The organism is Mucilaginibacter sp. P19 (genome assembly GCF_050632265.1).
Lineage (GTDB): Bacteria > Bacteroidota > Bacteroidia > Sphingobacteriales > Sphingobacteriaceae > Mucilaginibacter > Mucilaginibacter gossypii.
In genome coordinates, this window is the sequence record NZ_CP192586.1 from 3,438,218 (window position 1) to 3,457,031 (window position 18,814).

The 18,814-nt window shown below is 42.9% G+C and carries 16 protein-coding genes; 10 read left to right on the forward strand and 6 right to left on the reverse strand.

Annotated elements, in window-relative coordinates:
* Nucleotide 1: 1 nt before the first annotated feature.
* Together ACQ86K_RS16675 and ACQ86K_RS16680 are read right to left on the reverse strand one after the other, a co-directional pair.
* The gene (locus ACQ86K_RS16675) at nucleotides 2-1,264 is read right to left on the reverse strand and encodes a hypothetical protein (RefSeq protein WP_431198362.1); all 1,263 of its coding nucleotides are present in this window, start codon (nucleotides 1,262-1,264) and stop codon (nucleotides 2-4) included.
* Nucleotides 1,183-2,199, reverse strand: a complete 1,017-nt coding sequence (locus ACQ86K_RS16680) for a hypothetical protein (protein ID WP_431198363.1) — start codon at nucleotides 2,197-2,199, stop codon at nucleotides 1,183-1,185. Before ACQ86K_RS16680 ends, ACQ86K_RS16675 begins: the two co-directional genes overlap by 82 nt.
* 106 nt (nucleotides 2,200-2,305) lie before the next feature.
* Between ACQ86K_RS16680 and ACQ86K_RS16685 the strand changes: the two genes are divergently transcribed.
* On the forward strand, nucleotides 2,306-2,476 hold the full coding sequence (locus ACQ86K_RS16685; protein ID WP_189549021.1) for a hypothetical protein: 171 nt from the start codon (nucleotides 2,306-2,308) through the stop codon (nucleotides 2,474-2,476).
* Between the two features lie 109 nt (nucleotides 2,477-2,585).
* Nucleotides 2,586-2,756, forward strand: a complete 171-nt coding sequence (locus tag ACQ86K_RS16690; RefSeq protein ID WP_431198364.1) for a hypothetical protein — start codon at nucleotides 2,586-2,588, stop codon at nucleotides 2,754-2,756.
* Between the two features lie 328 nt (nucleotides 2,757-3,084).
* Here ACQ86K_RS16690 and ACQ86K_RS16695 read toward each other — a convergent pair whose 3' ends face one another.
* Both ACQ86K_RS16695 and ACQ86K_RS16700 read right to left on the reverse strand, forming a co-directional pair.
* Nucleotides 3,085-3,459 carry a response regulator gene (locus ACQ86K_RS16695; protein ID WP_112655010.1) on the reverse strand — a complete coding sequence of 125 codons (375 nt, stop codon included), beginning with the start codon at nucleotides 3,457-3,459 and terminating at the stop codon, nucleotides 3,085-3,087.
* Nucleotides 3,460-3,576: 117 nt separating this feature from the next.
* Nucleotides 3,577-4,095: a sensor histidine kinase gene (locus ACQ86K_RS16700; RefSeq protein ID WP_431198365.1), complete on the reverse strand. Its 519-nt coding sequence runs from the start codon at nucleotides 4,093-4,095 to the stop codon at nucleotides 3,577-3,579.
* On the opposite strand from ACQ86K_RS16700, the gene ACQ86K_RS16705 reads away from it, so the two are divergent.
* Complete coding sequence (locus tag ACQ86K_RS16705; protein ID WP_431198366.1) at nucleotides 4,084-4,329, forward strand: ABC transporter permease; 246 nt, start codon at nucleotides 4,084-4,086, stop codon at nucleotides 4,327-4,329. The two genes, ACQ86K_RS16700 and ACQ86K_RS16705, sit on opposite strands and share 12 nt — an antisense overlap.
* Before the next feature lie 195 nt (nucleotides 4,330-4,524).
* Here the strand turns inward: ACQ86K_RS16705 and ACQ86K_RS16710 are convergent, their stop codons facing one another.
* Entirely contained in the window at nucleotides 4,525-6,837 is a 2,313-nt protein-coding gene (locus ACQ86K_RS16710) for a PAS domain S-box protein (protein WP_091176188.1), read from the reverse strand.
* Between the two features lie 237 nt (nucleotides 6,838-7,074).
* On the opposite strand from ACQ86K_RS16710, the gene ACQ86K_RS16715 reads away from it, so the two are divergent.
* The 7 genes from ACQ86K_RS16715 (at nucleotide 7,075) to ACQ86K_RS16745 (ending at nucleotide 17,405) form a co-directional block, all read left to right on the forward strand.
* Entirely contained in the window at nucleotides 7,075-7,623 is a 549-nt protein-coding gene (locus tag ACQ86K_RS16715) for a CHASE3 domain-containing protein (protein WP_431198367.1), read from the forward strand.
* Nucleotides 7,512-9,422: a PAS domain S-box protein gene (locus ACQ86K_RS16720; protein WP_431198368.1), complete on the forward strand. Its 1,911-nt coding sequence runs from the start codon at nucleotides 7,512-7,514 to the stop codon at nucleotides 9,420-9,422. The genes ACQ86K_RS16715 and ACQ86K_RS16720 overlap by 112 nt, the downstream gene beginning before the upstream one ends.
* A gap of 507 nt (nucleotides 9,423-9,929) precedes the next feature.
* Complete coding sequence (locus tag ACQ86K_RS16725; RefSeq protein WP_176844599.1) at nucleotides 9,930-12,203, forward strand: tetratricopeptide repeat-containing sensor histidine kinase; 2,274 nt, start codon at nucleotides 9,930-9,932, stop codon at nucleotides 12,201-12,203.
* A gap of 240 nt (nucleotides 12,204-12,443) precedes the next feature.
* Complete coding sequence (locus ACQ86K_RS16730) at nucleotides 12,444-13,094, forward strand: alpha/beta fold hydrolase (protein ID WP_431200873.1); 651 nt, start codon at nucleotides 12,444-12,446, stop codon at nucleotides 13,092-13,094.
* Nucleotides 13,095-13,431: 337 nt separating this feature from the next.
* Nucleotides 13,432-15,825, forward strand: coding sequence for a DUF5686 family protein (locus tag ACQ86K_RS16735; RefSeq protein WP_176844598.1), 2,394 nt, complete (start codon nucleotides 13,432-13,434; stop codon nucleotides 15,823-15,825).
* Nucleotides 15,826-16,487: 662 nt separating this feature from the next.
* A complete protein-coding gene (locus ACQ86K_RS16740) occupies nucleotides 16,488-16,856 on the forward strand; it encodes a hypothetical protein (protein WP_091176175.1) in 369 nt (122 codons plus the stop codon).
* An 18-nt stretch (nucleotides 16,857-16,874) separates the two neighbouring features.
* On the forward strand, nucleotides 16,875-17,405 hold the full coding sequence (locus ACQ86K_RS16745; RefSeq protein WP_176844597.1) for a leucine-rich repeat domain-containing protein: 531 nt from the start codon (nucleotides 16,875-16,877) through the stop codon (nucleotides 17,403-17,405).
* Between the two features lie 520 nt (nucleotides 17,406-17,925).
* Here ACQ86K_RS16745 and ACQ86K_RS16750 read toward each other — a convergent pair.
* On the reverse strand, nucleotides 17,926-18,810 hold the full coding sequence (locus tag ACQ86K_RS16750) for an IS3 family transposase (protein WP_431198369.1): 885 nt from the start codon (nucleotides 18,808-18,810) through the stop codon (nucleotides 17,926-17,928).
* Nucleotides 18,811-18,814: the final 4 nt, after the last annotated feature.

The window sequence follows — 18,814 nt, forward strand, 5'->3', positions numbered from 1 at the left end:
GTTATTTCCAGCTAATAGTGATTTCGGCATTGCCGGGTATTAAATATTCAAAGTGGCCGCCTTTGCTTTTTTTGCCGTGGATAGGCTTATGATTAATGTGCACTTCTACCCCTGGTAATTTACCAGGACCGGTCTTAACCACCATCAGGCGGCAGTCGATGCGATTATCGCCCGCCATGCGGACATGAAGATAATCTTGCTTCCTGGTTGAAAATCGATAGAGAGGATAATCAGTGAAGACCATGAAAGGCTGATCGGGTATACGGATATAGTGGCGTGGCAGGATCCCGAAAGCGTTGCCTGCCCCATATACTTCCTGGCCTACCTGCCCTGATTTTTCCCAGCCGTCATGTAAATCCTCAAGCGCGATCCACAGGTTCGGATCAACCTCTCCTATTTTGGGCTTTTCCTGGAGCATTTCTTTTGGAAGCATTGTTGGGTAGTAATAAGCAGCACGGTCTACAAGGTAACGGACATATTCGGTTATCAGGAGGCGTACCGATGGTAAAATCTCAATATCTTGGGCGTTGCGGAGATAGTCATGCAGCGCGCAAAACACTTCCTGCTCTTCGTATACTGCCGTATAAGGAGCATCATTAAGCGGAAACAGCGCAAAAAATGTCGGGAAGTTCTTCCCATAGCCATAATCACAGTCCCAAAGCTTCACGTTGTTAAATACACCGGCCAGGCACAGATAACTAAGCTGGCGGTAAATTTCTTTTTTGGTGATTTTATATAAGCGCAGCATTGCACCAGCTGAAAAGGCTGTATTATTGGCCTGGTAAAACAGGTCGAAACCCTGGCCACGCAAATGCATAGCGGCTTTTTCCGCTTCGGTTAAATAGCGTTTTTCGCCCGTAAGCTCCCAGGCCTGCAGCATGACATGGGCATATAAACCCGGCACATCCTTTTCACCTCCTTTGCCTGGCTGCGTTTCGGCTTTCACTACCTCAAGGGTATCTACTTTATAAAAAACCGGCCATTTGTAATTAAAATGGTGCGCCACCCGTATCGAAAATTCCAAAGAATCCAAAAAGAGTTTCCTGGCAACCTTATCGCCTTTCAGCGCAAGACGCGACAGGTTTAACAAAGGGTGGTGCAGGTACCAGGAATCCATAACCAGCGGTTGTTTTTGCTCCTCCTCACCTTCCAGCGTATCGGCTGCTTTTGGGTGCCAGCGCATTATGGTGCCGTATTTTTCACTATAGAATGATGGCAGGCCAGCTTTAACTTTTTCATTACTTCCAGTTCCGCGCCGCTCCATTCCACATAATCAAGTAAAGGAAGCAGTACCGCCAGTTGCACCATGATCTCGGGAGGAGTGATATAGTCTGATACATAGGCGTTAAAATAATGATGACCATCGAGTTGTACCCAGCAACCCGGGCTATCTATTAGATCCTTTAATCCTTTATCAAGGATGTCGGGCCAATGGATATAATTAGTTGCCGGCTTAGGTAAAGCCAGGTAAACTTCTGCCAGCAGGTTGAGGTATTGCCGAACCATAGCCGCCTCATCAGCAGGCACTTCTTCCGAAAAAACAATAAAGGCATCACTCAAAGTATAGCTTTTACCTACTGCCAGCGGTTTATTTTTAATGGTGGGCGGCAGGGCAAAGCCGATTTCGGGCCATTCGCCCCCTACACTATCTCCTGCGGAGGTTTCGGTTTGCTGGTTGTAACCGGCCAACGCGGTTAGATTTTGCAGGTATAATACCGAACCCGCTTTTGGCCGGCTCATACTAAAATAGAGCTGTCCCGAACGCGTACCAACCTGCCGGGTATGTATTTGTCCTTCGGCCATGCTTTCACTTTCCCCGGAACCAAGCGGCACAATGTCGCGCGGCCAGTAAGGGAACAATAAGGTGGAGGCCGGCGTTAACCTGGTGGTGTAATGAAGTACGGGCCGGTTTTCTGTGGGTAGCGTCAAAACAACTTCGTAGTCGCCCAGCAACGAGCCAATCTTCAACCGCACATCGTTTTTCCTTTCTTTTAGTGTGATTTGTAACCGGTCGTTAGGTGAGTAAGCCAGCCGGAAAGCAATCTGGTTGCCATCCGGCCATCGAGCCACCAGCCAGCAACTGTCGCCAAGGTCATATATTTTAAAATCATAATTGCCTGCTGTGGTTTTATATACCGGAATAAGGTCAGGCAAGTTCATGGCGGCTTTGGTATTCCAAAACCAGGGTGATGCGTTCATTGGTTTAATCGATTAACAATTAAAAAAATCGTTGAAAAAATATCTTTTAAATGATAATTAAAACATCGCTTACTGTTTTAAGTTTTAAGTATAAAAATATCAGTCTATGAAAAAGTTAATTACACCACTATTCTTAAGCCTTTTCCTGTTATTGAGCAGCTGTGATGCCATTGTCGGTATTTTTAAAGCGGGTGCTGCCGTGGGCATTTTCGCGGTAATCGTCGTTATCGCGGTCATCATCTGGGTTATCTCATTGTTTCGCGGCCGCAGCAGTTAACAGGTATATCATGAAAAAAGAGCTGCAGAATTTTAAGATTGCCCGCTTCGCGCTTAATGCCCGTTATGATGACATCGGTTAAACCTCCATCGAATAACTGAAACGCCATTTGCTTGATGCTTCGGGGTCGCTGATCCACGCTGGTAACAAACCTGCCATCCCCAAATTATTGAGGCAATTGCAGGTTATGGGCGAACGCGGCAAATGGAAGGTAACGCTTATTGAAAGTAAGTACAGGTTTCCCGCTTCATCAACCGCTGATAGAGGCCGGTATCCTTGATCCTTATACCGTTGCTTATCCCGATAAAATGAAAACTAAGGTGAAGATCAGCCTAAAAAACGGTCAAACCCTAATTAGGTAACAGGGAGATTATCATGTTTTTTTACCCGTTCGTTTACGTGGAATGATACGATTGAAAAATTTCGGCGGCTCAGCAACAATATTTTTCCGCAGAGATTCAGAACCAACTGATAGGCACCGTTCGTACCGTCGAAAATCTTCCCGAAATTCCAACCTTAATTAACCTGCTGGCAGCTATATAAAGAAATTATTTGAGCCACTACTGCAACTGCCATTGCAAAACCGGAGATTTACAGCATGGCACCCATCAGGCGGCAAAACGCCGGACATGGTTAATGAGCTCATTGACATCAAAAGGCTTGGCCAGATAATCATTGGCGCCGCATTGTTTCTCGTGCATCGTATGCAACCCGTGACTTGCCGAAACAATGATTATAGGTATATCCTGCATACCCGGGTCATTCTTCAAATGTTTACAAATGTCACGGCCATCCATATCGCCCAGCATAACATCCAGCAGCACAACATCCGGTCGTAAGACTTGTATTGCTTCAAGGACGCCATGACCATTATCCAGTTCGGTTACCGCATATCCCTCCATTTCCAGGATCAGGTGCATTAATTCACGAATGTCCTTATCATCATCAACAACCAGGACTCTCTTCTGATAAGAGGCAATCATTATAGTTCTAAAAGCTACGTTTTAACATAACTCTTTTCACACAAACATCATGCCCTGATATCGGAGGATTATTGAAAAATAGGTAGACGCCCCATCTTCGGACCTGTTTAAAGCCCCTTAAACAGCAACCAACTCTTCGTTTTCTATTGGCACAGTAAAATAGAACGTACTTCCGATCCTTGCCTTACTTTCAAACCGTATGGTGCCATTGTTTCTTTCTACAAACTCTTTACATAATAACAGCTCAAGACCACTTCCCTTTTCACTGGCTGTACCAAAAGTAGCATATGAGGTATATTTGTTGAATATTTTTGATTGCGCTTCTTCAGGGATACCTTTCCCGTTGTCCCGGAGGTGAAGCCATGTGTTTATTTTTTTAATAAAGATGCCGGGGGTACGGTATAGCTGCGTATTAACCCAAAGGTGAGTGCCGGTACTGCTATAGCAAATATACAGAGTGTATTTAAACGTTTTAATCCCGAGCAACCCTTTCAATATACTTTTATCGACGGAGCCTACGCTCAAAAATTTGGTAACGAGCAGCGCATCGGCAGGCTGGCCGCATTCTTTGCCGGGCTGGCAATCTTTATCAGTTGCCTGGGATTGTTTGGCATGGCTTCCTTTATGGCCGAACAACGTGTAAAAGAAATCGGCGTTCGTAAGATGTTGGGGGCAACAGTTTTCAACCTTTGGCGGTTATTATCTGCAGATTTCATTAGCCTGGTCATGCTTTCATTACTATTGGCTACACCTATAGCATTTTACCTGATGTACAACTGGCTTCAGCATTTTGATTACCGGACGGGTATATCGGTGGATATTTATCGTTACCGGTTTTACTACCCTGGTCATCACACTGCTTACTGTTAGCTTACAGACGATAAAAGCAGCGTTAACCAGCCCCGTAAAGAGCCTGAAAAGCGAATAGCCGGAACAATTCCGGCTACGGTATATTGGAGTATAATACTAAAAAAACCTGTCGTACTTTATTCAGGCAGGCTTTCGCTAAGGCACCGTGATGTGAAGTTTTTACTAAGTTTTAATGTTAACCATTAAATTACCTGTTTAAAGGTCGCGCGCAATTTGCATGACTTTTTCCGCTTCAATGCGACGGTGGATCTCATGCACCATGCTGTCCATTTCCGCGGCGCATTCGCGGAGTTTTGAAAAGATTTCTTTTCGCTCGCTCTCATCTTCAGTCATATCCAGCAGGTTTACCAATCCGAGCATAGTTGCCACGGGCCGCCTTATCTCATGTGAGCTTATCCACGCAACCTCACGGAGTAAACGGTTCTGCCTGTTAATCTCTTCTTCTTTTTCTTTACGGTAGGTTATATCCTGACAAACGATGATGTAACCCTGAAAAGCGTTATCTTCATCATATGCCGGGGTTAACTGGGCTGATACCCAAACCGGGGTTCTGTTTTTGGTATAAATGATTGTATCTATACCAAAAGCTTCCCTGGCCTGTTGCTTTCTTATTAACGTTTGGATCACCGGGTCATCGGGGTCTGTCAAAAAATCACCCGGCATTTTATTTACTACCTCTTCCATAGCGTAACCGGTCAGCTCTACAAAGGCATTATTTACCCATTGTACCCTTCGCAGGTCATCTGTAATAAGCACCATGTTATTTACCTGTTTGATGATGCGCGCCAGCCGCTTATTTTCCTGGGTGCTGCGTTTAAGGGCATCAATATCTCTTACCGCCCCTATCAGTCGTATCGGCTGCTTTTGTTCGTTATATATAAAATACCCCTGGTCCATCACGTATTTATATTCGCCTTTACCGCAATTGAGCCGGTATTCGCATTCCCAGTTGGTTAAACCCGCGCGGCTAATCTTTTCCTGGCTGCTCACTACTTCTTCCATATCATCCGGATGAATCAGTGACCGCCACCATTCCAGCTCATAACTAATTTCATCGAGCGGTATTTGCACCAAATGCGTAAGGCTTGTATTGTATACCAGTTTGTTTTCAACAATATTAAGGTCATAAACAACATCCCTCGTCGCCTGGGCCACCAGTTCGTAACGTTCAACTGCTTCTTTTAACCGTTCATCTTTAAGCCTGTCTTCGGTAATGTCGGCGAAGTATACAGCAACGCCTTCATCAGTAGGATATGCAGCCATTCTCAGCCAGCGCTGCAGGACAACCGAGTAATCTTCGTGCCTTACAATAATCCTTTCTTCAAGCGCTTTCTGGTAAACATGATAAAACTTATTTTCGGCTTTAGGAAAAAACTCAAAAACACTTGCACCAATAATCCGACTTCTGTCTGTTTTAACCATCTCCCGAAAAATATCGTTTATCCGGGTTATTTTCATTTGGTGGTCGAGCTCGAAAAAACAATCGGTGATACTGTTCAGCGTATGCTCAAAGCTATACTGGTACCGGTTACGCTCCATTTCCAATAGCTTGAGCTCAGTAATATCCTGTAGCGAACCTGCTATTTTAAGTTCCTGCTCCCCGCTGCTTTCTACGCGGGCAAGCTGCCGGATGTAACGGGTTGTGCCGTCCAGCGCAGTAATGCGGTGCGTTATATCGAGTTGTTTACCGGTACTGATCAGGTCATGCAAAGCGTTGATCATCAGCGGCCGGTCTTCCGGAAAAATATGCTGTACATAAATATCGAAAGCTTCGCGCCCATCTCGTTTCAAGCCCGCAATGCGATAAACTTCGTCTGACCATATCAACTTGTTTTCGCGAGGGTAGAATTCCCATCCGGCCACCCGCGACAACAACTGGGTTTCACTGAGCTTGTGTTTTTCTTCTAAAAGCTCCTGGTTTACTTTTTCAAGAGCCCGCTCAAATGCCACCCGTTCGGTCATATCACGTATCATAACCATGATATGAGGCTTTTTATTGAACCAGATTTTATGGGAGGTAATATTTACATAAACCAGTTGCCCGTCCTTTTTAATGTGACGCCAGGTACCGCTATCATTGAGCTTACTGTTCACCCGCTCTGATGAAGAAATCACATTTTCCCGGTCTTCCAAAGGCCTGATATCCAGAATTGTCCGCTGCCTGAACTCTTCCGCACTGTAGCCATAAACAGCAATGGCGGCATCATTTACCGAAATGAACCGGAGTGTCCCCGGCTCGTAAATCCACATCGGGTTTGGATTGGATTCATACATGCTCCGGTATTGCTTTTCGCTCTGCTTCAACCTTTGGTCTTCTGACCTGATCAAAGCGTAAAGAGCAATTGCTGTAACCACCACAAACAAGCACCCTTTTCCTAAACTCAGCCACAGGTATTGGTTGGGGCTAAGTATTCCTTCGAAATAAAACAATAGCCGGTCACTGAACATGATCCACAACAGGCTAATCAACAAATAAGCAAAGGCAATTCCAAACGCCCCTTTTCTCATATATAGTTAGTAAATCAATAAAGTTGTTAAACGTTATTGTTAATTAGTAAGTTACCAATTAAAAAAATTAAGCCCCTTAGTTAAAGTTAAACCTTTGTATAAATAGCAGGCATAAAATTGTAACATCTATGTTACCTTCAGCATTTATTACCGGCAACGCCAAACCATCTCCGTGTTTTTTTCGTAAAATCATAAATTATTGCATACCCCTTAAAAACATTGTTACCCGGTATCTCTATGCGACTGAACTTTACCCGCAATTTGCAGCTCGGCTACGGGTTTTCAATATTGATCCTGTTGATCGTAGGATTGTTTTCTTACGCTACGATTAATAATTTGCTAAACAGCAATAAAGCTGTTGGGCACAGCACGCTGGTGATCCAGAAGCTTGAACAAGCTATTTCATCAATGAAAGATGCAGAAACAGGACAGCGTGGCTTTCTACTCACAGGCAAGGCCATCTTCTTAGGTCCTTATAAGGGTGCATATCTCAAAACACAGAGCCTGATTAGCGAGGTAAGTGCCTTAACCGCCGGTAACGCCCTGCAGGAGGCCAACATGGCAGGCATCCGTGTAATACTAACCCATCGAATGGCTATCCTGGAGCAACTTGTTTCAAAAAACAACATCAACAGCTTGTTTCCACTGCCGATCTGGAAGAAGGAAGATCTGCCATGGATGAATTACGACATGCCATTGACCATGCAGAAGATACCGAACGCAAACTATTGGATGAACGCCGGGCAGTTTTGGAGCGTTATACCTTTGTTGCTCCTGCAGCCATAATCGTAGTGCTCATACTCGCCGTTGTGATCGCCTCACTATCATATATCAGTGCAATTCGCGATGTGAAGGTCAAAGACCGTCTGCAGCGGGAACTGGAGGTCAAAGAACAGGAGACCGCGGCTTTTAATGAGGAACTTACCGCGGCTAACGAAGAGATCAGCACAGCAAACGAAGAACTCATCTCTATCAATGGTGAGCTTTTGGAGGCACAACAAGCACTTTCACGGATGAACGGATCGCTGGAGGAACTGGTAGCCGCACGCACTAAATCCCTTGCAGAAAGCGAAGAGGAAACACAAGCCCTTAATGAAGAACTTACAGCTATTAACGAAGAACTTGCGGCATCAAACGAAGAAATGCTGGCAAGTAATGAGGAACTGCAAAGAAGCAGGGAAGAAATACAAAAGAAGGAGCAGTTATTCCGTTCTATAGCCGTCAATATTCCCCGCTCGCTGATCCTCGTTATTGACAGGGAGTATAACCTGATAACGATGGAAGGTGACCTGATGCAAAAATTAGGTTACAACGAAGATAGTTATGCAGGTTTACACATGGCCGAACTTAACTCTCCGGAGCGATATGCCATAACCAGGGAGTACCATGAGCTGATGTTGAACGGTGAGCAGATAAGGACCGAACTTAAAAGCACCGGCGGTCATGATCTGCAGGTAGATTTTGTACCATTAACAGATGAACGGGGAATGGTTTATGCCGGACTGGTGATCGCGCTTGACATATCCGATCAGAAAAAAGCAGAGGAACGCAGTGCCAAACTGGCCGCCATCGTAGAATCATCAGATGATGCGATAATAGGCAAATCGCTGGATGGGACGATCACCAGCTGGAACAAATCTGCAGAAAGGATCTTTGGTTATCCAGCCTCAGAAATGATAGGACAATCTATTCTTAAACTGGTTCCGGAAGACCGGCAGGATGAGGAACCGCAGATAATAGCCCGCTTGAAAAACGGGGAGCGCATGGAACATTTTGAGACAAAAAGACTGGCGAATGGTGGTCGTGTCCTGGACGTATCCCTAACCATTTCGCCTATACGTGACAAACACGGAAAGATCACCGGGGTTTCCAAGATCGCCAGGGATATTTCAGAACAGAAACAGGACGAGCTGCGAAAAAATGATTTTATAGGCATGGTGAGCCATGAACTTAAAACCCCGTTAACCTCGTTGATGGCGCTGATCCAGGTAGCTAACCTCAAGTTGAAAAATAATCCTGATAATTTTCTCGCGGGTGCTATGGAAAAAGCGGATATCCAAGCGAAGAGGATGAGCAGCATGATTAACGGGTTCCTGAATATATCGCGCCTGGAATCGGGCAAAATCGCGATCAATAAAGAATTATTTGATCTGGACCTGCTGATCAGGGAAGTTGTTGAGGAATACGGGCTCACTGTTTCCACTCATATTATTGACATTGATATCAGTAATCATGTGCAGGTTAACGCCGACAGGGAAAAGATCGGCTCGGTAATTTCCAACCTGATTAGCAACGCCGTTAAATACTCGCCCAAACGCAGGAAGATTGAAGTGAAATGCGCTCCGGTCAATGGCTTTGCACAGGTTAGCATAAAAGATGAGGGAATGGGGGTTAATGCACAGGACCTGCCGAGGATCTTTGACCGTTATTACCGGGTTGAAAGCAACCAAACCCGTCATATTTCAGGTTTCGGTATAGGACTTTATTTAAGTGCCGAGATCGTCCGCCGGCACGAAGGACAGATCTGGGCAGAAAGCGAAAGCGGTACAGGATCTGTTTTTCACTTCAGTTTACCGTTGGCTTAAACCGAGCATCCTTACGGGTATTACGGGTAACCGGAGATTTTTTATTAATTTACCTATCGCACCCGTTAAAGTTTAAAGTAGCATACGATGCCCGAAAAAAAGGCATTTTATTTACATTACATCACCTGGGCAATAGTGAACGGGCTTGGGGATGTGCTGCGGAATGGGGAGTTGTGGCACCTGTTTGATACAAATTACCGGCCATAACTCAGCAATAAAAATAAATGTACTGAGCTGCAGCATCCTGATCAATGACGATCTATCAAATACGGATATATTTATACCGGAGAAAATATATTAAAAGATCCTGTGAATGCTGATATAGCCTTGCTAATGTTTTTAATTCTATTTCTTTTTCGATGTTGCTAATCATTTCTTTCAACAAAGCTTTAAAATAACTGAATACTAATAAATTACATCACACCAGGATAGCTTTTAAATTAGCAGATGTAGTTGAATATACCTAAATTTAAAAAAAGATTGATGCATACAGGCTCCCAACCAAAGATGAAACGAGCTGAAACGATACCAAAATGCAAACTGATTATCCTGTGCTTTCTTTTGGCCATTTCAGCAAACGCGCAGGAAATTACCAGGCACCATGTTGATTCTTTGCTTTCGCAAAAAAGCTTCCCTGGTTCTTCCGCCGACCGCATCCATGTTGCGCTGCAACTGGCGGAGTTTTTCACCCATCTGCGCCACCCTTCCACTGCACAGTTGGATAGTGCTTCTCATTTTATTAACCAGGCCGAACAGCTTAATTACCGCTCTCCGCAGGCTGAAACCAGCTTTCGCATTGCATTGATCCGTTCGGCTTTTTACAAGTCGAAAGGCCAATCCAAAAACGGCCGCGCATTGCTTGAACAAACCATACAGGAAATTAAGCAGGCACATAACTGGGTGCTGCTTGGTAAAGCTTATTTTGAGTTATCTGAATATTACAGCCAGGATTTTTTACAGCAAAGCATGATTTCCCGGATTGATTACCTGAACCAGGCCATCGGTGCTTTTGAACGTACAAACCACCTGGTTGAACTTGCCCGGTGTTACCGGTTACTAGCCGACCTTCACCAGATGATGAATGATTATACCCTTGCTTTTGCCGAAACTAAAAAAGCATTAGCCTATTATGACCAGGCCCATTACACGGAAACCCAGGGGCTGTACGCGTTATTAGGAAGGCTGTATTATACCCAGGGCGACTATAAAACAGCAATCAGCTATGAACTGAGGGCCCTGAAAATTGCCACCACAAGCCACGCGGATAATGTGAGGTTAATATGCCAGATCAACAATAACCTGGGCTATAATTTTGTAAAGCTTGGCGACAATCAAAAGGCCATCAATTATTTTTCACGTGCTTTGGAAATTGCCAAATCAGAGAAAGATAATGCAACCATATACCTGCTGGCAGGCAATATAGTTGATGTTTACCTCCGGATGCATAAGCCCCAAAAAGCCCAAGCTTTTTTAACACAGGTAACTCGAAAATTCATACAGCCCTCCGGAGAATTATATGAAGGAGGCGATGAGGTAAGTCAAACCTATCTTAAAGTTTACCTGGCATTAAAACAGTATGATACGGCCAAACTTTACTGCGACAAACTGATACAGCAAACTAACAATTCCAACCTCAACTTATATGCCCGGACCAGCTATTATGAACTAATCATTAAGTTTTACACCGCAACCTCCAGGTTTGCCGAAGCGTTAAAATACCTCAAAATGAATCAGGATCTATTGAGGAAGATTGGCAATAACAATGACCTTGGCACCAATGAAACTCTTTGGTTTGGCCTTGATACCAGCCGGAGGCAGTATCAGTCGGCTATTCATCATCTTATATCAGCCAATACCATCAAAGACTCGATATTTAATACCACCAAAAGCAAACAGATTGAGCAGTTGCAAATTGAGTATGAAACCCGGCAAAAAGAAGCACAAATTACACTTTTAAACCAAAAGAGCAAGCTTGAGCAGGCTAATTTACAGCAGGCCAACCTGGTTAAAAACCTTACTATCGGCGCCATATTTTTATTACTGGTCATAGCGGCTTTATTATTCAGGCAAAACGTACATAAGCAAAAAAGCAACGAAGTGATCACTTCCAAAAACGTTCTTCTGGAAGATTTGCTGCTGCAAAAGGAATGGTTATTGAAAGAAGTACATCACCGGGTAAAAAACAACCTGCAAATTGTAATGAGCATTCTGAACACCCAGTCGGCTTATTTACAAAATGATATCGCGCTTGAAGCAATTCGCGGCAGCCAGCACCGGGTAAACGCTATCGCGCTTTTACACCAGAAACTCTACAGCAGTACAACAACTGCCCTCGTATCTATGCCCGCTTATATTGGTGAATTGATCGATTACCTGAGCGATTCGTTCGATACAGGTTACAGGCAGATCAAAATAAACCAGGTATTAAATCCTCTTAACCTTGATCCGGCCCTGGCGGTACCCATCGGCTTAATATTAAACGAAGCTATCACCAATGCTATAAAATATGCTTTTGATCATAAGGGCGGCGAGATCAAGGTGAGCCTGTCAACATCAGACGATGAAAACGCTATTTTAAAGGTCTCTGACACAGGGCGCGGCCTCCCTCCCGACTTTGACTTTAGTGAAGCTAATTCCCTTGGGATGGAAATGATGAAGGCGCTTGGCAAGCAGTTAAAGGGGAAATTTGTAATTGAAAATGGCCATGGCGTTACCTTAACGATAACCTTTCCTATTGAACAAAACCGGGAAGAAGTTTTTGTAGAAAAGGACTATTTATAGTGCACCTTAATTGATAACCTTTCGGCCCGGCAAAATCTTAGCTTATACATAAATATTTAACGTATCACAATGAAAAATAAACTTCTTTTAATCAAAAGCTTGTTCCGTTGATCGTTGTTTTTTTACAGCGCAGTCCTTTTATTACCGTTAGCTTTCGTCTTCTAAAAACTTGAAGTAAAGCACAATATTCACTAACTCTTTTCAACCAATGATTGAAAGAACTAAAAAACTTATTTATTTATACCAGGCGGGTGGCATGGTGCGTGGGTATTTGATCCAATAACAACGCGAATGAAATCGTATGAAAAAGATTGTTTTTCTTTAACATTACCCGGACTCGAGCAAAAAGCCGTTAGCCAAGACAAGATCATTAATTTGACAACTCATATTCAATTTGTCATTGATTTTATTGTTGAAAAGAAATTGACCGATGTGATCTTATGCGGGCATAGCTATGCTGGAATGGTTATTACAGGTGTAGCTGATATTATTCCTGAAAATATTTTCGGGCTTGTATACATAGATGCCTATATTCCCAAAGACGGGGATTCATGTTGGAAGCTAACTAGTGATCAATATCGCGAGCTTTTTGCAGCTGGCGCCGCGGCGGATGGATTTAATGTAGTTAGCAGACCAGGTTCTGATAGTAGAAGGCGCCCACACCCTTTGGCTACCTTTATGCAAAGTCTACAATTAATTGGTAACTACAAGCAAATTCGAAACCTTACTTTTATCTATCTCAGCGGCTGGGAAAGTACTCCTTTCCGGCAACTATATGAATTACATAAAAATTCTCCGGAATGGCGAGTGGAGGTGATTGATTGTGAACATAATGTTATGGAGCATCGCCCCGATGAATTGACTGAAATTTTACTGAGTATAGATAAATAGGCAATTTACCTAGTCTTGACCCATAATATTTGAATGATGCGATACGGCAAATCAGTCAACAAACGAGGAAACTCTCAAAAGTAATTTTCTTCTTCAGTCTGAAAATACAGCCATTCAACCGAGCGATAGCTCAAATGCCAAACAGGTTCATGATTGTATTGATTTTTTACGAGTTGTTAGGTCGAAAAAGAAAGTGAAGACTATCTAAATGCTATTTAAGGCAAAAACATATTTTCACAGAAATGGTTAATTAATCATGCGTTTGCGTCTTTATTTTTTGATATGCTTTTCAATATCAGGCTTATGGGCCGCAGCGCAGACGTTAGTAACAGGGCAAGTGGTAGATGCGTCTAGCGGTGAGCCCCTTGCATCAGTTTCAGTGACTTTTGCAGGTAGTAATATTGGCACACAGTCAGATTCGCTGGGGCGGTTTCGGCTGGCCGGAGCAGTAACGTTTACACAGGTAGCATTTTCGCATGTTGGTTATTTACCCGCCGTCAAAGTAATTGTACCCGGGCAAGCGAATAAATTACAAGTATTGCTTGAACGGGATGCCAATGAGCTGGCAAATGTAACGATAACCTCTGTGAGAGGGCAGCGTTATCGCAACAAAGGAAATCCGGCAGTCGCGCTCATTCAGCAAGTGATCGATCATAAGCAGGAGAACCGGGCAGAGGCTGCAGCTTATTTGCAATACGAGCAGTATGAACGAATGGGACTATCTTTTTTTAATTTACCGCAGAAAGTGGTTGAGAGTAAATTTTTTAGCCAATATAAGTTTATGTTGGATACGGTGCAGGGGCAAACTTTTTTGCCGGTATTGCTGGAAGAAAAGCTGTCGGACATTTATTTTCGAAAGGAGCCGGAGAAGAAAATACAGATACAGAGAGCCTATAAAGGCGTTAATATATTGCAGTTTATTGACACCGCGGGGGTTAAACTTTATGTAAACCAATTGTACGGTCATCAGGTGGATATTTATGAGAATAACCTGTTCATTATAGCTAACCAGTTTTTGAGCCCTATAGCGGATCATGCGCCAAATTATTATAAGTTTTTTATTACAGATACCATTAGCACAGCTATGGGTAAACAAGTAGAGCTCGCTTTTACGCCGCGCGCAAAAGGGGATCTGTTATTTGAGGGCAAGTTGGTTGTAACGTTGGACGGGCGTTTTTCAGTAACAGCTTGTGAATTAAGGCTAAATGGGAAGATCAATGTAAATTTTGTAAGAAGCTTTGATGTACTGTTAGATTTTGCCCGGCAAACTGGCGGTCGGTATGAACTGGCCAGCAGTAGGGTTAAGGCTGATTTTGGGCTGACTAAAAAAGGCTGGGGTGTATTTGGTGAGCGTAAGGTGATATATCGTAACTACAAAATCGGCGCGTCGCAGACTGCGGCATTTTACCAGGGTGAGACTTTACAGGTGGCTACGGGCAAAGCTGGTTTTGATACGCTTAGCAAAGGCCAGGCACAGGTTTACGAAAAGTTGTACAAACTGGAACAGATGCCGTCTTACAAAAGAACAATGTGGTGGCTGTCCACACTTACAGCGGGCTATGCCGATACCGGCCCGGTGCAAATCGGACCTATTGCACATTTTTTATCTTTTAATAGCCAGGAAGGCTTGCATTTGGAATTGGGCGGACGAACTACTCCATTGCTGGATAGCACCTTTTATTTTGAGGGATACGTTGCTTATGGCACTAAAGATCATCGGGTAAAAGGGAGTGCAATCGCTTATCTTTCATTAAATAAAACAGCGCCCTACCGTTTTCCTAATAATTATTTTAAGGTAAGCTATTTATATGATGTAGATGTACCTGGTCATACTTTTTCGGTAACCAACCGTGCTACAGCATTCTCATCTTTTCAAACCGGAAAAACCAACTATTGGCTATATAGTAGAATATTTGAGCTACAATATTTTCGTGATTTCGAAAATCATTTCTCGTATATTCTGGGTTATAAAAACTGGCAGCAAACACCGGCTGCAGCACTGGTTTATCAAAAGAATGATGATGGCAGTTTGGTGAACAATTTAACTACCAGCGAGCTAAATCTTCACTTACGCTATGCACCGCACGAAGAGCTTATTCAGGGCAGCCGCACGCGGCATAGTATCCATAACCCTTATCCTATTTATGACCTTCTTATTAACCGTAGCCTTGGTGGCAAGTATGCCTATACCGACTTTGGCATTAACATTTATAAGCGCTTTTATCTCTCTCAGGCGGGCTTTACCGATGTTACCCTGCTCGGCGGCTATGTGCTGGGCAAAGTGCCTTTTCCCTTGCTCAATATCAGCCCCGCCAATCAATCGCTCGCCTATAAGCGAGATGCTTATAATGCCTTGAACTATCTTGAATTTGTGAGCGATCACTACCTTGGCCTTAACCTTACGCACACCTTTAACGGCTTCCTGCTAAACAAAGTCCCGCTAATCAAGCATCTAAAATGGCGGGAATTCATCTCTGCTAAAATATTGTACGGTGGCTTGCGTGCCGAAAACGATCCGACGCAAAGCACAGGCCTTTATCGCTTACCTGCTGCAACCAAAAGCTCCAACGGCACTTACACCCTTGGCAGCGCACCGTATGTTGAAGTCGGGGCCGGTATAGCCAATATTTTCAAATTTTTGCGGATCGACCTTATTCGCCGTTGCAATTATCTTGACCAACCCGGCGCACGCGTATTCAGCATCAAATTCAGTTTCCAACCTGAATTTTAAAACCAATGAAACTTGATTTGAAGCGGGGTTAAAAACTTTGAAGGAAAATAACACCGAACATTTAGATAATGCCAAAATTATAGACATAGCATCGTTGCGGCTAAATATGCTGTTTAAAGCGTATAGAAAGGCTAAAATTGACGAAAAAAGGCCGATTATTGGTTCGATATTTCCAGAAAAATAGAAGATTTTAGAAAAAGCTGTAAGAACCAATCAAATTAACTTGACTGCATTTTTAATTCACCACACTAACAATAAGTTAGGAAGAAAAAAGCCGGGATAAAAACTTCGAAAAGCTTCATCCCGACTCGGTACTCCTTGACTTAGTTGGTTCGAACCAATTCAAAGAAGACTTGCAAATATTGTCCAAAATCCCTTTACAGGGGAAATAAAACATGACTTAACAATTTCCCATTAAATTGAAAACATTATTCAATTTAATGACTGCTTTGAGAAGCACCGAAAGAGTACTATTGGTTGTTTAATGTTTTTATACAGGTTCGAGCCCATTTTGGTGCACCTTCCGTGCGCCAAAATGGGCAACTTACGCACCACTTTTTAGATGATATGCGGCTTCTTGCTAATTTGTAAAAGGATTTTGATGAACCCTAATGGGTAATATCTGCACCATTTTTACAAATTGGTGCAATATTTTTTAGAAAATGAAATTTGTCAACCTTACCTTACTACTTATTTTATTGCTTGCCAAAATTCAAGCCCAAGATAAAAGTGTCCGCCCCACTTATAACTACGATGGCTATCTACAAATTTCAAATGATAAAAAATTGCCTATTAAGCTTAACTTTCTGGTGCTGTTGGATTCCTCGATTGTTGGATCCTATAATTATAATCCCCAAAATGGCCGACTGAAGCTTGCTGGCATTTTTAATACTGACTATTCTATAACTTTTTTTGAATGGGACATCAAAGGCCATAACACTGGACGATTTGATGGACAAGTGTCAAAGGACAGACATACAATCACGGGTATCTGGAAATCAGGCGATAAAAAGCATGAATTTCCATTGTGACTTACTTTAGTTATGGGCATGAAATCTTATTGGGATTATATTAAAAAATACAGATCGCTCAAAGAATATCACAATATCGATTCTGCGATCAAGCATAAAGATGATGTTGTAAGCATTGATGCTGCAAATCAACAACTTACCAAACTACCTCGACAACTTTTTAACTTGCATAATGTTATTTCTACAAACATTTTGGGTAATCGATTTACGACTTTTCCTATCGTAATAACAAAATTAAGTCAACTTGAGGAAATATCCTTTGCTTCCAACGATATGCGTTATGTTGGCCCCGAAATTGGCAAACTTAAAAACTTAAAGATTTTAATACTTGACTTCAATTCGTTCTCAAAGTTACCGGTACAAATAGGTGAACTAAGTAATTTACTTTACCTGGATGTTAGTATGAATAAGAATCTAAAATCATTACCATCATCCATTGCTAATTTAAAGCAATTACAGGAATTGCATATTGAAAGAACCTCTATCAATAAACGAGATATAAATCTCATCAAAGCGTTGCTTCCTAACTGCGTGGTTATTACTGACTGAATGAGTGGAAATAAAAAACTTGCGGAGAAAAATCTTTCCCCGCCGGTTATGGCTTTGCACTAAATGTCAAACCTTGTACACTCAAACCCGTCGGCCACACGAACCAATTCATAGATGACCTTAAAAGGTTCGCGCCTTTATTTGATGATTAAGGCCGATTTCGGAATATCTAACCCGTTTTTGATTGAACCAGAGAAAGGATTGCACTTAAAAAATTTCTGTTTTTAATTTCTGTCGGTTCGAAGCCTGAAGTGGCACTTAAAAGAAAAGCCTTGATAATTATTTATGCTTTTTGGTATTTGAACCAAGTGATTATTCATTTCTTAAACTCTTAACCGGGTTGGTCAACGCAGCTTTCAGTGTCTGGTGGGGTGTGATGGTTTATCCGGACAGTTGATCTGTCATGATTTATAAAAGTAAAAATAAATAACTTGTTGTTTGTTTGTGGTGTTGAAATGTGGGAAACTCGGAGAGTTTTCCATATTTCAACACGTTTTTCTTTTTTGCTTCTTTTTTCTTTTTATCGGGCCTCCGCTTTTTGTGGATAACTTGCCTTTCGCTCAAACGCCATCGGGCTGATATAGCCTAAGGCTGAATGTCTTCGGATAGGGTTATAGTACATTTCAATATATTCAAATATCTCGCTGCGGGCATTTTCTATATTTTCAAAAGAGCCGTCCTGCAATAGCTCGGCTTTAAACCGGGAGAAGTACGATTCCATAAAAGCATTGTCATACGGATTGTCCGCATCGCTCATGCTTTGTAGTACATGACACCTGGCAAGCCATCGGCGGAATATATTCCCTGCATATTGTCCGCCACGATCTGAATGAACGATCAACCCCTTATCAGCTTTACGATTGCTATAGGCCTTCTGAAACGCCTCCAGTACAAGGGCCTCTTTCATGTGGTGCAACAACTGCCACCCGATCACTCTGCGGGAAAACAGATCCATCCATACCGCCAGATAGCACCAGGATCCTTCTCTTAGCGGGATATAGGTGATATCGCCAACCCATATCTGGTCTATCCCTGATGGCGGTAACCTGTCTTTCAACCGGTTGGGGCTGATTGGATATGGATGTCGGCTATCTGTTGTCCGGGGCACAAATGATCTGGGTTGAATCGCTTTCAATCCATTTTGATGTAAGATACGCCGTACCCGGTAATGACCTATCTTTAATCCCTGGTCTGACAACTCCGGGACTAACCTACGGATACCATAACGGTGTTTATGTAACCGGAAGGCTTCAACTACCTGCGCTTCGATCTTCTTTTGAACTGAGCATTCAGCCTGCTCATCCTGCTTACGATAGGCATAGTAACAGCTCCTGCTCACCGATAATACATCACACATCCTTATCACCGGAAAAAACAGCTCCTGTGATAAAATAAAAGCGTACACCTGC

Excerpts from the sequence above, each read along its gene's own strand:
- ACQ86K_RS16720 (WP_431198368.1), top strand. The coding sequence starts at position 7,512 with ATGGATGAATTACGACATGCCATTGACCATGCAGAAGATACCGAACGC.
- ACQ86K_RS16705 (WP_431198366.1), top strand. The coding sequence starts at position 4,084 with ATGGCCGAACAACGTGTAAAAGAAATCGGCGTTCGTAAGATGTTGGGG.
- ACQ86K_RS16725 (WP_176844599.1), top strand. The coding sequence starts at position 9,930 with ATGAAACGAGCTGAAACGATACCAAAATGCAAACTGATTATCCTGTGC.
- ACQ86K_RS16710 (WP_091176188.1), bottom strand. The coding sequence starts at position 6,837 with ATGAGAAAAGGGGCGTTTGGAATTGCCTTTGCTTATTTGTTGATTAGC.
- ACQ86K_RS16680 (WP_431198363.1), bottom strand. The coding sequence starts at position 2,199 with ATGAACGCATCACCCTGGTTTTGGAATACCAAAGCCGCCATGAACTTG.
- ACQ86K_RS16745 (WP_176844597.1), top strand. The coding sequence starts at position 16,875 with ATGAAATCTTATTGGGATTATATTAAAAAATACAGATCGCTCAAAGAA.
- ACQ86K_RS16740 (WP_091176175.1), top strand. The coding sequence starts at position 16,488 with ATGAAATTTGTCAACCTTACCTTACTACTTATTTTATTGCTTGCCAAA.
- ACQ86K_RS16695 (WP_112655010.1), bottom strand. The coding sequence starts at position 3,459 with ATGATTGCCTCTTATCAGAAGAGAGTCCTGGTTGTTGATGATGATAAG.
- ACQ86K_RS16685 (WP_189549021.1), top strand. The coding sequence starts at position 2,306 with ATGAAAAAGTTAATTACACCACTATTCTTAAGCCTTTTCCTGTTATTG.
- ACQ86K_RS16675 (WP_431198362.1), bottom strand. The coding sequence starts at position 1,264 with ATGGAGCGGCGCGGAACTGGAAGTAATGAAAAAGTTAAAGCTGGCCTG.
- ACQ86K_RS16715 (WP_431198367.1), top strand. The coding sequence starts at position 7,075 with ATGCGACTGAACTTTACCCGCAATTTGCAGCTCGGCTACGGGTTTTCA.